The sequence below is a fragment of the Paenibacillus sp. 32352 genome (assembly GCF_002042965.1).
GTDB lineage: Bacteria > Bacillota > Bacilli > Paenibacillales > NBRC-103111 > Paenibacillus_S > Paenibacillus_S vulneris.
On record NZ_MZNT01000001.1, the window covers coordinates 54,231 to 67,122 of the forward strand.

The following is a 12,892-nucleotide window of genomic DNA, read 5'->3' on the forward strand; positions in this document are numbered from 1 at the left end:
TCTCAAGAGGTGGTTTACCTGCTGTTGACATGTTCAGGACTGTAGTCTATTTCACTACAAGTACGGGTATGGTGGCATGCTGTACAATCTCATAGCTGACGCTTCCGAGAAGAAGCTCCTTAAAGGTGCCGAGACCGCGGCTTCCGACAATGATAAGATCGAACAGATGGTCGTTTGCATAGTCCAGAATCATTTGGGCGGGAGTCCCGCCTTCCAAGAGGGTCGTTGTGGCAAGACCCAGGTGAGAGATCCGTCTTCTTGCTTCATCCAATACAGCCTCCGCAGCATCATGCAGCTCATCTTGGATCACGGCGCTGCTGGTGATGAAGGCATCACCTACAATAACGTTTTGCAGCTGGGCCACATGGACAATTTCGAGGATGGAATCGGGGAGCATCAGCTTCAATTCCATGGCTTGCTCCAGTGCGTTTTTAGCTGTTTCCGAGCCGTCATAGGCCAGTAATATTTTGCCGAACATAACCTTCACCTCGACTTTATCAGGATGCTTACTATTACACGGGGTGCTGTCCGGTTGAAACAGGAATAAAATAAACCCTGTAAAACGGGATAAGGTTGTTGAGAAGCCTTGAATGATGGATATTAGAATGTAAAAAAAATCCTGCCCCGACCAACTCATCGGCCAAGGCAGGATAATCGCGAAATGAAGTTACAGCCAACCCTTTTTGCGAAACAGAACAAACATCGAAATGCCAATAATGAACATAAAGATCACAGCGGCTACACCGCCGTACTCCCAGTGAATACCCGGAATATGCTCGAAGTTCATCCCGTAAATCCCGGTAATGAACGTCAGCGGCATGAAAATTGTTGTCAACGCAGTAAAGATGCGCATAATTTCGTTGGCACGATTCGACAGACTCGACTGGTAAGCCTCTCGCAAGTTGCCCATCAAATCGCGGAACGTATCGAACGTTTCCGAAATTTTTACAGCATTTTCATAAATATCTCCGAAATATTTTTTCAGCGGATCGCTAATGAGCCGCAATTCTTTTTTATTCAGCGTATTGATAACTTCTTTTTGCGGCACAAGAACTTTTTTGAGCCACAAGATTTCGCTTCGAAGACCGATAATCTCGTTCAGATGCGATTTTTTCGTATTCATGAGGATATCTTCTTCAAGCTTCTCGATCTTCGCTTCAATCCGGTCGCCCACATACGTATAGTTATCGACAACAAGGTCGATGAGATGATACAGGAATCGGTCCGGAGCGTTGACTTCCTCTTCCCAGAGCACCGGCTTCAGGATGCGAAGCTCGTTGATTTTCTGCCGCGTCACCGTAATGATATAATGCTGGCCCAAAAAGATATTGAGGGATCTGAGGAAAATTTCTTCATCATCAAACCGGATGCTGTTAACCACAATGAAATAATGCTTGTCGTACAGCTCGATCTTCGGACGCTGCTCTTCTTCCGTCATGCAATCTTCCACCGCTAATTCATGAAGATGAAATAAGGGCTGTAAAATCGTCAAATCATCGACATCGGCGTCGATCCAATAAAACCCGTGCTCCGGCGGTTCTATCGTTTGGGTAATGTCTTCGATTAATGTAAAAATGCCGTCCTGAACCAAACGTGCTTTCATTTGCTCCACCCCTTCACGTAGCTCGCCGTCCGTTCCTTTAAGACAGGAACCGGAGGCCAAACCTTTCATACTGCTCGTGAGGAATACAAACGGAAGAAACGTCGTTGATTCACGTGACGGCACCCTAACCTGCGTACTTGGGCAGGATAAAGCTAAGCCTTATGGTTATAATGATCATCAGGCAAAGGATAAACCGGCGCATCGAAATCAACGGCGTAAGCCGTCAGCATTCCAAACGAAATATTCAGTTGTTGTTGAACGCAGATACTACTCCTCGGGTCTCCGTCCATTCGTTTGGTGCACCCCTTTGCTAGTGTTGTCGAATTACTTGTCTAGTATAACTGTTCATTCGTTATGCATCAAGGTGAAATTGAACGATTTTCATCGTTTTTCAGGTCTATGTTACATTATGCGATTCCACGGCAATGGTGTCGGCATAATAGAAACCGGCCGCTTTACGAAACGTTATTATTTTTCCCTTCTTGACGTTGCCGTCGTTTTCGTATACAGTAGGACTATAAACAACTTCATAAATCAAGTTGCAACTCTTATCAAGAGCAGGTGGAGGGACTAGCCCGATGATACCCGGCAACCGACAGACCTTTCGGCATTCACGCTTATTCGGCGCGAATGGAGGTATGCACGGTGCTAAATCTTGCGGAAGCGATAAGCTTCTGAGAGATGAGAGAGGACATTGTTGAATGAACAAGGCCTTTCTCGTGCGCGCGAAAAAGGCCTTTTTTTAGTGCCTTTTTGCTGGAGTTTCCAAGCTTAAACGAATGTAACACCTAACAAAAAGGAGTGATTGACCTATGCCTATTAAAATTCCCGATCATTTACCCGCAAAAGAAATTTTGTTGAACGAGAACATTTTCGTCATGGATGAAACGGTGGCTTTCCACCAAGATATTCGTCCGTTGCGAATTGCCATATTAAATTTGATGCCTACCAAAGAAACGACGGAGACTCAAATTTTGCGTCTGATCGGCAATACCCCGCTGCAGGTGGAGTTCGTGCTGCTGCATCCCAAGTCTCATACGTCCAAGAATACATCCGCCGAGCATCTGGAGCAGTTTTATAAAACCTTTGATGATGTGCGCAACGAAAGATTCGACGGGCTCATCATTACAGGAGCGCCGGTAGAGCAGCTGGATTTTGAGGATGTGAACTATTGGGAAGAGCTGAAGCAAATCATGGATTGGAGCCGTGATCATGTCACGTCTACCTTGCACATATGCTGGGCGGCTCAAGCTGGCCTGTACCACCACTTCAGCGTTCCTAAATATCCGTTGGAGCAAAAAATGTTCGGTGTGTTCACGCATATTGTAAGTGCCCAGAACGTGAAGCTGCTTCGCGGCTTTGATGAATTGTTCTTCGTGCCACAATCCCGCCATACCGAAGTGCGCAAGGAAGATATTGAGAAGCATCCGGAGCTTGAAATTTGGTCCGAATCTCCGGAGGCAGGCGTATACATTGTCGGAACGAAGGATGGCAGGCAAATCTTCGTAACCGGACATTCGGAATACGATGCGTGTACACTGAAATACGAGTACGACCGTGACGTGAACAAGGGCATGGAGGTCGCCGTTCCGAAAAATTATTACCCGAATGACGATCCGTCCAAACCGCCGCTCGTATCGTGGAGAGCGCATGCGAACCTGTTGTTTTCCAATTGGTTGAACTATTATGTATATCAAGAGACGCCGTTTGATCTGCACAAGGAGGAGTACAGTATATGAGCGAACAGAACAACCCGTTAAAAATAGAGAGCCGATTAGCACAAATCGGTTCTCAGGAGGAGCCGGTCACGGGAGCGGTCAGCTTCCCGATCTACCAATCGACTGCCTTCCGTCACCCGAAGCTGGGGCAAAGCACAGGCTTTGACTATGCGCGTACGAAAAGCCCGACACGCAAGGTGCTTGAGGATGCGATTGCCGAGCTCGAGTCCGGCGACGCTGGATTCGCCTCCAGCTCCGGTATGGCCGCGCTGCAAACGATTTTTGCCTTGTTCAGCCAAGGCGATCATTTGATCGTTTCCCTGGATCTGTATGGGGGGACCTACCGTTTGCTGGAGAAGATCATGTCCCGTTTTGGCGTCACCGCTACCTATGTGGATACGAATGATCTGGATGCACTGGAGTCGAATTATCGCTCCAACACGAAGGCCGTGCTGATCGAAACGCCTACGAATCCGCTCATGATGATTACCGATCTCGAGCTCGTATGCAGCTGGGCCAAGAAAAAGGGCATCCTGTCGATCGTGGACAATACGCTGCTGACGCCGTTCTTCCAGCGTCCGATCGAGCTTGGAGCCGATATTGTCATACACAGTGCGACCAAATATTTAGGTGGGCATAACGACGTGCTTGCCGGCCTGATCGTGACCAAAGGCGAGGAGCTGTCCGAGCAAATGGCGTTCCTGCATAACTCCATCGGTGCGGTGCTGAATCCGCAGGACAGCTGGCTGCTGATGCGCGGCATGAAGACATTGGCGATCCGCATGGAGCGTCATCAATATAACGCAACGAAGATCGCCGAGTTTTTGCTGAATCATCCTCAAGTGGAATCCGTCTATTATCCTGCTTTGGAGAGCCATCCGGGCCACGAGATTCAGAAGAAGCAATCCTCCGGCAACACCGGCATTTTCTCCTTCAAAATGAAGGATGCCCGTTATATCGAACCGATTCTGCGTCACATTAAGCTCATTGCTTTCGCTGAAAGCTTGGGCGGCGTCGAATCCTTGATGACCTATCCTGCAGTTCAGACGCATGCGGATATCCCGGAAGACATTCGCCGTCAGGTCGGCGTAGACGACCGTCTGCTTCGCTATTCGGTAGGCATTGAGCACGTAGATGATTTGATCGCGGACTTATCGAGAGCCATTGATTTGGCACAAGGGGAAATTGAGGGAGCTTAAGCTCTTATACTATTTGCCATAGTTATAGTAAAAGCCGGTACATGCTCCGCATGGATCGGCTTTTTGCATGCTGGCAGCACCTTTTCAAGGTTTGACAGCAGGTTTCGACAGCGGTAGTTCTTAAGTATTATTTTGGGTGAAATTCCCTTTTTATAGGACATTATGTCTATTCATGACCAGGGTCTCATGTTATGATGGTTCAAAAAGGTCCATGCAGGCAGAGGGGGAAGAAAATGCCGTCGCTTTTTATCGATAAGTGGAAACAACGTTTCAAAATGCTCTGCTATTTACCCTTCTCCAACCGATCTCTAAAATATTTTCCTCCAGATTTTACCTTGCGCGATCCGGTGGCTGCATTGGCAAAAGAGCAGCGTGCAAAAGGAAAAGGCTGCTATCTGATCCTGCTTCATTTGGAGGATTTTCCTCAGCTGTTTTCAACGTATCCGTATTCAAGCATTCAGGAGCTGCAACAGCAGATCAATCATATGATGCTGGACATGCTGCCGCGTTTTTTCAAGCATCAGGACATTATCGGCATCAAGCGGTTCGGTCAAGAGGATATCGGCCTGTTCGTTAAACAGCAGCCGGGTGTTTCTTATGATCAGCTGCAGCAAAAAGGGCAAGAGATGTGCTCGGAGCTTCAAGCACGTTTGCGCGCGGGCTTTGCCAAGCAGGAGGGGCTTCTCACCTGTTCAGCCGGCTGCTACATGATGGGTCCTGATATAGAAAATATAGAAGCGGCGATTCAATTCGCCTATCGTTACGCGTTATCTATAGCTATGAAGAAGCTGCCGGTTCATTTCTCCCAATCCAGACAGCAGCTGATCGATATCATTCAGACGGAGAATATTGCTGTACTGGCACAGCCTATTATGAATTTAACGAGCGGGGATATCTTCGGGTGGGAGATATTGACCCGGGGTCCGCAAAACACTCCTTTTCACAGCCCGGCCGAGCTGTTTGATTATGCTTATCAGGCGGATGTGCTGTCCAAAATGGAGTTTTTGGTTATGAAAAAAGCGTTCGAGGAGATGGCCAAACGGAGCATCAAGGAGCAGGTGTTCATTAATGTAACGCCTGTAACTCTATCGCATCCGTTATTGCTGCAGCATTTGATGAAGCTTCTTGATGCGTACCCAACGGTAGCGCCTTCCCAGATCGTTCTTGAGATTACGGAGCGTCATGCTATTAAGGACTTCCATTTTATGGGCGCCCTGATGAGCAAATACCGTTCGCTTGGCTTCCGGTTCGCGGTAGACGATGCCGGTGCCGGTTATTCCAGCCTGCAATCCATTATGGAGCTCATTCCCGATATTATTAAGATCGACAAATCGGTCATTCAAAATATCGATCAAATGACGGTGAAGCAATCGCTGCTTCGCTCGCTGGTTCACTTTGCAGAGAACATTAACTGTCAAGTCATTGCCGAGGGCGTGGAGCGCGCGGAAGAGGCCGAGATGCTGTATGATTTGAAGGTGCAGATGGGCCAGGGCTTCTATTTTGCAAAGCCGGAGCCGCTCGAGGCGGATCAGGATCGCATTCTGCGGTGTGATCTGCTCAAGGCCAAGGTTAAGCGCAGCCGACAGGCGAGCATGATACCCGCATAATTGCCAAAAGTGTGTCAGGAGATTGTCCGAACGGGGCTTGGCCTCGGGCCGGCAGTCTCTTTTTTAATGACTAGGCTCCCCGTTTGTGGTACGATAATGGTAACGTTTTTTCGTATGCAAAATAATTTTTGGAAATAGCTAGCAAAAAGGAGTGAACACGGATGAGTTCGATCGACCGCATCCTCGACAGTGCGCTGGCCGGAAACCGAATCAGTCTCGAAGACTGCATTCAATTATATGAATCGGATCAAATTGAAAAGATGGGCCACGTCGCTAATCAAATTATGCTGAGGCATCATCCGGACCCGATTACAACCTTTGTTATCGGCCGCAATATTAACTATACGAACATTTGTGATGTATACTGCCGTTTTTGCGCATTTTATCGTGCGCCGGGCTCGGCGGAGGGCTACGTGCTTCCGGATGAGACGATTTTCCAAAAGATTCAGGAAACCATTGATGTGAACGGAACCGAGATTCTTATGCAGGGGGGAACTAACCCGAACCTTCCGTTCTCTTATTATACGAACCTGCTGCGCGAGATTAAGAAGCGCTTTGACATTACGATGCATTCCTTCTCACCGGCCGAAATTATGAAGATGAAGGAAGTATCCGGGGGGCTCACGCTCGAAGAAGTGATGAGAGAGCTGAACATGGCCGGCCTGGACTCGCTACCTGGAGGCGGAGGCGAAATTCTGGATGACCGTACAAGACGCAAAATCAGCCGTTTGAAAGGCTCCTGGCGCGATTGGATGGACGTCATGCAAACCGCTCACAAGATCGGAATGTCCACTACGGCAACCATGGTTATCGGCTTCGGTGAATCGATGGAAGAGCGTGCGCTGCACCTGCTTCGTGTTCGTGACGCACAAGACGAATGTATCGCCAACAAATACAATTCTCCGGGATTTTTGGCGTTTATCTCCTGGACGTTCCAGCCTGACAACACCAATTTGAAGGCCGACAAGCTCGGGCCGGAGGACTATTTGAAGAACGTGGCGATCAGCCGCATCATGCTCGACAACATCCCGAACTTCCAATCCTCGTGGGTGACGATGGGTCCTGAGGTTGGCAAGCAGTCGCTTCATTTTGGCTGCAACGACTTCGGAAGCACGATGATCGAGGAGAACGTCGTCTCCGCCGCAGGAACGACGCATAAAGTCAATATCGGCTCGACCCTGCAAATCATCCGCGAAGCAGGCAAAATCCCGGCTCAGCGCAATACGCGCTACGAGATTCTGCGAGTATTCGATAATGAAGAAGAGAAAGTCGACAACGACTTTGTCATGCTGAATTAATAGTTTAAGCCCCTGTAAAGCGTTAGTCTTTATGGGGGCTTTTTGCAATATCCAAGGCTTTACTTTACAGGGATATTTCGCTTATGGGTACTGCTGATAGCCTTGGTTCAGGCGATTTATATGCTTCTTTTCACCTCTATCCCATGGGAAATTGTTGTTTGTATATATGCCCTCCCCCGACCATATACTTAAAAAAGAGAAGTAAGGGAAGGAAGGAGTGAATGGGATGAAGCTGTTTGCCTTAACCTTGACGAAAACATCGGAGCCCTCCGTTCGTAAGCTTCATGCGGCTGTGGAGGATGCTGTCAGAAGCGTATATAAGCAGCATGTGGCCGTCCGCCTGCATCAAGATCAAACATCCTTTTTTGTACAGGCTGAAGGGATATTTCCCCTTTTTCAATTGGATAGAAGAACCGATGCGCTGTATTCGAAGGTCGCGGAGGTATTGGCGGAGTGGATTGTTCAGGAAGAAGAGGGACGATTGATTCGAACCATGATTGTCCGTGATTTTGATTACAAGCGGGAAGAGGATATCGTATCCATCATGGGCTATTGCCGTCCTGCTCCTTTTCCTGAAGAGGGTGAGGAAGCATTCGAGCCTGCCTTAGAGCAATCCGTTTCGAGACGCAAGCAGATGATTGCACAGGCCATCAGCGCGTTTTTGCAGGAATATACCGATTTGAATGTTCAGGGCTTTCTTCAATTCCGGCTGCAGGACTATATGAATGAGCTTCGTGAAGCGGTTGAATATGCCATTGATGAGTTTTTGATGGATCAGCAGTACCAAGAGTTTATTTCCCTGTTAAAATATTTCGTTTACATTCAGGAAGCAAAAATTCCGACGGCCCACTTGATACATAAGGGCGGAAACGAGTTCGTTCTGCTGAACGACCGAATGGAGCTCATTGACACGAGCCAGACCGACGCCACCTTCACTGTGGAAATGATCGAGAAGGACATCAATTTCGAAGATGTCATAGTCAGTACCTTGATTTCCGTATCTCCGCGCCAAATCTGCATCCATACCAGAGACCCGGAGGTCCAGGTGATCAAGACGATTACCCAAATCTTTGAAAATCGCGTGCAGCTTTGTGAATACTGCAGACTATGCCACAATCTTGACCGATCGGCAGCGTCTGACTATAATAAAGGGTAAGGCAACAATCAAAGACAACAATGGTTGAAGTGCTGTACAGAGAGAGGAGACCTGGCTGTAAGCTCCTTCAGTTAACGACAATCATTTACCCCTTTGTAGCTGGGATATGGAACACAGTTTGCTTCAGGAAGCATGCTCGTTAAGTATATATCTCCGGGTCATTCCCGTTAATGAATGCTTATGAGGATTCGCGGAGCTTTGGGCGGATCGAACTAGGGTGGAACCACGAGACCAAGCGCTCTCGTCCCTTTTGGGATGAGGCGCTTTTTTTGTTGCAAGCTTTACTATTACAGGAGGTCGAACAAAAATGGCAGTAAAAGTTACTTTTCCGGATGGAGCGGTAAGAGAATATGAACAGGGCACTACGATTGAAGAAGTAGCGGGTTCTATCAGCTCCGGACTGAAGAAAAATGCGGTTGTCGGCAAATTGAACGGCAAAGCGGTTGATTTGAACACGCCTATCGAGCAGGATGCGGCATTGGAGATCGTAACGCTGGATAGCGAGGCCGGGCTGGAAGTATACCGTCACAGTACGGCGCACTTGATGGCTCAGGCGATTAAGCGCATTTACGGTGAAAAAGCGGTGAAGCTTGGGATAGGACCGGTTATCGAGGACGGCTTCTACTACGATATCGATCTGGAAACGCCGGTAACTCCGGAGGATCTTACTAAGATCGAGAAGGAAATGGAGAAAATCGTTCAGGAAAACCTGCCGATCCGCCGCAGAGTCGTCAGCAGAGAAGAAGCGATCCGCATCTTCACAGAGCTTGGCGATCCGTTGAAGCTGGAACTGATTCGTGATTTGCCCGAAGATTCTGTGCTGACGATTTATGATCAAGGCGAATTTTTCGATTTGTGCCGCGGACCGCATTTGCCGTCTACCGGACGTATTAAAGCGTTCAAATTGTTGAGTGTAGCAGGTGCTTATTGGCGTGGAGATTCCAAAAACAAAATGCTTCAGCGCATTTACGGTACTGCATTCCCTAAAAAAGCCGAATTGGACGAGCATCTTCACTTGCTGGAAGAAGCCAAAAAACGCGATCACCGCAAGCTGGGTAAAGAGCTTCAAATGTTCACCTTCTCCCGTGAAGTAGGACAAGGCTTGCCGCTGTGGCTTCCACATGGCGCCAAAGTACGCCGTACGATGGAGCGTTATATCGTTGATTTGGAGGAGCGTTTGGGCTATCAACATGTGTACACGCCGGTTCTCGCTAATGTGGAGCTGTACAAAACGTCCGGACACTGGGAGCACTATCAGGAAGACATGTTCCCTAAAATGATCATGGACAATGAAGAGCTGGTTCTTCGTCCGATGAACTGTCCGCATCATATGATGGTCTACAAGAGCGACATGCGCAGCTATCGCGATCTGCCGATCCGCGTTGCCGAGCTTGGAACGATGCACCGTTATGAAATGTCCGGAGCTTTGACAGGCTTGCACCGTGTACGGGCGATGACTTTGAATGATGCGCATATCTTCTGCCGTCCGGACCAAATCAAGGAAGAATTTGCCCGCGTGGTGAACCTGATTCGCCAAGTGTATGAGGATTTCGGCATCAAGGACTACCGCTTCCGCTTGTCCTACCGTGATCCTGCGGATACGGAGAAGTATTTCCCGGACGATAACATGTGGGAAATGTCTCAACGCATGCTTCGCGAGGTTGTAGAGGAGCTGGGCCTGCCGTTCTACGAAGCGGAAGGCGAAGCCGCATTCTACGGCCCTAAGCTGGATGTTCAGATCAAGACGGCTCTGAAGAAAGAAGAAACGCTGTCCACTGCACAGCTGGACTTCCTGCTGCCTGAGCGCTTCCAATTGGAATACGTCGGCGAAGACGGTCAAAAGCATCGTCCGGTCGTTATTCACCGCGGTATTATTTCCACTATGGAGCGGATGACAGCCTTCCTGCTTGAAAACTTTGCGGGCAATCTGCCAACCTGGTTGTCTCCGGTACAAGCGAAGGTCATTCCGGTTTCTACCGCATTCGAGGGCTACGCCAAAGAAGTGGAAGAAAAGCTCCAGCTGGCTGGTATTCGTGTTGAATCCGACCTTCGCAATGAGAAGCTGGGTTACAAAATTCGTGAAGCGCAGCTTGAGAAAATTCCTTACATGCTCGTTGTCGGCGAGAACGAGATGAACAATAACAGCGTCTCCGTACGTAAGCGCGGCGCAGGCGATTTGGGCGTTCAGAGCCTGGATAGCGCGACTGCATTAATCAGTGGAGCGATTCGTACGAAGCAAATCGATTAATGCGGCAGAACAATCCCTTTTCGAAGGGATTGTTTTGTTTTGAGAAACCTGTGGAAGTTGAAAATGTTGCCAAGGTTACCGGTGGAGTACCTCCCTCCGGTCGCTGTTGTTCTCGGGAAATTGATTAATATTTATAGCGGAGACTTCCCGAGAACAAAGGCGAACGCTATCGCTCCTACAGGAGATACCCCACCTATCACCTTTACATTTTATATGATTGAGGTTTCTCAATAACCAAGAACAATCCTTTCTCCAAGGGATTGTTCATTTTTTTGGAGAAGGAAGGTTCCGTGCCTGCTCAGCTAGTATGGAGTTTTTGTATAATCCTAGTAGTAATTGGTTAGCCTCTTATAGTAAGGGGAGGTTTTAAACCAAGTATGTTACCAAAAGCCGTAAGTCATGCGAAATGGATCTGTTTCATTGCCGTACTGCTCGGATTGTTTCTGGCGCTGGAGCAAGAGCAGCAGTCCTTGGCACAAAACGGTCCTGCCGACCATGGTCAAACCAGTCAAGTCTTGCCGTCGTTGTCCCAAAACGTTCCGGCGGCTGCAGAGCCGCAATCCTTGTCCCGTCCGCAGGAGGAGAACGCAGCAAAAGAGACGAAGGCTGTTACAACTGTAAAACAGAACACTACCGTTACCTCTAATAAGAAGAGCGACAAATATACCTTTTTACCAAATATGAAAAAGGACATATCCCACTATAAGGCCGTGGAAGTAACAGCTACCGGCTATTATGCAGGGAAGGAATCGACCGGGAAAACACCGGGGCACCCTGAATATGGGGTTACTTTCTCTGGGATGAAGGTACAGCGGGATAAAAATTCGTTCTCCACGATCGCTGCCGACCCGGCCGTGTTCCCGCTTGGAACCGTGCTATGGATCCCAGGTTACGGATATGGAATTGTCGCAGATACTGGCAGTGCCATCAAAGGGAACCGAATCGATCTGTATTTCGAAACCAAGGATCAGGTGTACCGGGAATGGGGCAAAAAAACGTTGAACGTGTTTATCGTTAAAAAAGGTGACGGCAAAATAACGAAAACGATTTGGAGCCAGCTGGAGAACGAGATCCTGTTTTAAACTTCCAACATAAATGCCTTTCATCGAACCCATACTAATGGATGTAAGGGGAGGTGAATGACAATATGGCTAAGAACAGAAATAAAAAGCAGCAAAATGATGCCGAGTTTGCACAAGAGGTAACAGCTAAAAATGTGAAGCAAGCTGGTCAAAACAATGCAAACGAAGGTGCGAACCAAAACGCTAAATATTAAGGTTATGTGAGATAAAATGCATAAAGAAGCGGGCGTAGCATAACGTTCGCTTCTTTTTCTTTAAATAATGAGGAAACCCCCATGAATTCCTAACATCGTTCTTGAATTGGAGGTTTTCAAAGCGGATGTTTTAGTGTAAAATAGGTTTTATACTGTAATATAAGTTAACATGAAAAGATAGGTGATGTCCCATGCGAGACGCTTTATTGATGGGGAATTCAATGCCGATAACTAGACGGAAAACAGCAGAAGTACTGCCTTTTTTAGAGGCATATATAGCCCGCAGGGAAGAGCAGATTGCTGAGATCGAGCAGGTTATCGAACGCTATGAGAAAAAACGGCTGATGGAGGAGCGGAGCTACAGGGCTATGTCGTCGTTTCGTCGGATCTTTGCCGGTAAAAAGCCGGACCATCATCTGGCCGTAGAATATATCCACTACGTCAAAAAGCCTATGGAACAGGTTCGGCAGCTGCGCATGGAAATTGAAAAGGCGAAATCAATCCTGAGCAGCAGCGAATCGTCCGACGATGTTGCTATCAGCGAAGAACTCATGAAAGAACTGGGCATATAATCCGAGCGTATTGCTATAAAATTCATCTGTTTAACAGTCTGTATGGCTCCGGTTGCATTGCTATTAAAAGCGATGCTGACGGGGTTGTTTTTGTTTGTGCAGACGATTGACATGATGCCGGGTGAAACTGGAATCGACACAGGACTTTGCTTTACGACAAAAAAATCGTTATAATGGGTTCAGTCGGGCGGCTGCAGGGTTCAATATCATCTCTG

Annotated in this window: 11 protein-coding genes and 1 riboswitch; of the genes, 9 read left to right on the plus strand and 2 right to left on the minus strand. The window is 48.0% G+C overall.

The genetic code is table 11. The features are described from left to right. Positions 1-46: 46 nt before the first annotated feature. Positions 47-478 (minus strand): universal stress protein, encoded by a 432-nt coding sequence (locus B1728_RS00250; RefSeq protein WP_179135816.1) that lies wholly within the window; start codon positions 476-478, stop codon positions 47-49. 189 nt (positions 479-667) lie between these two features. Continuing rightward, the gene (corA, locus tag B1728_RS00255; protein ID WP_079908936.1) at positions 668-1,603 is read right to left on the minus strand and encodes a magnesium/cobalt transporter CorA; all 936 of its coding nucleotides are present in this window, start codon (positions 1,601-1,603) and stop codon (positions 668-670) included. 545 nt (positions 1,604-2,148) lie between these two features. After that, positions 2,149-2,291, plus strand: a riboswitch (SAM riboswitch). 124 nt (positions 2,292-2,415) lie between these two features. Between corA and metA the strand changes: the two genes are divergently transcribed. The 9 genes from metA to B1728_RS00295 all read left to right on the plus strand — a co-directional run bounded on the left by metA (position 2,416) and on the right by B1728_RS00295 (position 12,677). Continuing rightward, entirely contained in the window at positions 2,416-3,342 is a 927-nt protein-coding gene (metA, locus tag B1728_RS00260; protein WP_079908175.1) for a homoserine O-acetyltransferase MetA, read from the plus strand. Further along, the gene (locus tag B1728_RS00265; RefSeq protein ID WP_079908176.1) at positions 3,339-4,520 is read left to right on the plus strand and encodes an aminotransferase class I/II-fold pyridoxal phosphate-dependent enzyme; all 1,182 of its coding nucleotides are present in this window, start codon (positions 3,339-3,341) and stop codon (positions 4,518-4,520) included. The genes metA and B1728_RS00265 overlap by 4 nt, the downstream gene beginning before the upstream one ends. A gap of 233 nt (positions 4,521-4,753) precedes the next feature. Continuing rightward, positions 4,754-6,127: an EAL domain-containing protein gene (locus tag B1728_RS00270; protein WP_179135817.1), complete on the plus strand. Its 1,374-nt coding sequence runs from the start codon at positions 4,754-4,756 to the stop codon at positions 6,125-6,127. Positions 6,128-6,288: 161 nt separating this feature from the next. Then, the gene (mqnC, locus tag B1728_RS00275; RefSeq protein ID WP_079908178.1) at positions 6,289-7,425 is read left to right on the plus strand and encodes a cyclic dehypoxanthinyl futalosine synthase; all 1,137 of its coding nucleotides are present in this window, start codon (positions 6,289-6,291) and stop codon (positions 7,423-7,425) included. 226 nt (positions 7,426-7,651) lie between these two features. Beyond that, positions 7,652-8,581 (plus strand): putative sporulation protein YtxC, encoded by a 930-nt coding sequence (ytxC, locus tag B1728_RS00280; protein ID WP_079908179.1) that lies wholly within the window; start codon positions 7,652-7,654, stop codon positions 8,579-8,581. A 307-nt stretch (positions 8,582-8,888) separates the two neighbouring features. Further along, complete coding sequence (gene thrS, locus B1728_RS00285; RefSeq protein WP_079908180.1) at positions 8,889-10,829, plus strand: threonine--tRNA ligase; 1,941 nt, start codon at positions 8,889-8,891, stop codon at positions 10,827-10,829. A gap of 377 nt (positions 10,830-11,206) precedes the next feature. Then, entirely contained in the window at positions 11,207-11,911 is a 705-nt protein-coding gene (locus B1728_RS37150; RefSeq protein ID WP_079908181.1) for a 3D domain-containing protein, read from the plus strand. 65 nt (positions 11,912-11,976) lie between these two features. Next, positions 11,977-12,105 carry a hypothetical protein gene (locus tag B1728_RS36615; RefSeq protein ID WP_256865182.1) on the plus strand — a complete coding sequence of 43 codons (129 nt, stop codon included), beginning with the start codon at positions 11,977-11,979 and terminating at the stop codon, positions 12,103-12,105. A 221-nt stretch (positions 12,106-12,326) separates the two neighbouring features. Next, positions 12,327-12,677, plus strand: a complete 351-nt coding sequence (locus B1728_RS00295) for a hypothetical protein (RefSeq protein ID WP_079908937.1) — start codon at positions 12,327-12,329, stop codon at positions 12,675-12,677. Positions 12,678-12,892: the final 215 nt, after the last annotated feature.

Excerpts from the sequence above, each read along its gene's own strand:
- B1728_RS00250 (WP_179135816.1), bottom strand. The coding sequence starts at position 478 with ATGTTCGGCAAAATATTACTGGCCTATGACGGCTCGGAAACAGCTAAA.
- corA (WP_079908936.1), bottom strand. The coding sequence starts at position 1,603 with ATGAAAGCACGTTTGGTTCAGGACGGCATTTTTACATTAATCGAAGAC.
- metA (WP_079908175.1), top strand. The coding sequence starts at position 2,416 with ATGCCTATTAAAATTCCCGATCATTTACCCGCAAAAGAAATTTTGTTG.
- B1728_RS00265 (WP_079908176.1), top strand. The coding sequence starts at position 3,339 with ATGAGCGAACAGAACAACCCGTTAAAAATAGAGAGCCGATTAGCACAA.
- B1728_RS00270 (WP_179135817.1), top strand. The coding sequence starts at position 4,754 with ATGCCGTCGCTTTTTATCGATAAGTGGAAACAACGTTTCAAAATGCTC.
- mqnC (WP_079908178.1), top strand. The coding sequence starts at position 6,289 with ATGAGTTCGATCGACCGCATCCTCGACAGTGCGCTGGCCGGAAACCGA.
- ytxC (WP_079908179.1), top strand. The coding sequence starts at position 7,652 with ATGAAGCTGTTTGCCTTAACCTTGACGAAAACATCGGAGCCCTCCGTT.
- thrS (WP_079908180.1), top strand. The coding sequence starts at position 8,889 with ATGGCAGTAAAAGTTACTTTTCCGGATGGAGCGGTAAGAGAATATGAA.
- B1728_RS37150 (WP_079908181.1), top strand. The coding sequence starts at position 11,207 with ATGTTACCAAAAGCCGTAAGTCATGCGAAATGGATCTGTTTCATTGCC.
- B1728_RS36615 (WP_256865182.1), top strand. The coding sequence starts at position 11,977 with ATGGCTAAGAACAGAAATAAAAAGCAGCAAAATGATGCCGAGTTTGCA.
- B1728_RS00295 (WP_079908937.1), top strand. The coding sequence starts at position 12,327 with ATGCCGATAACTAGACGGAAAACAGCAGAAGTACTGCCTTTTTTAGAG.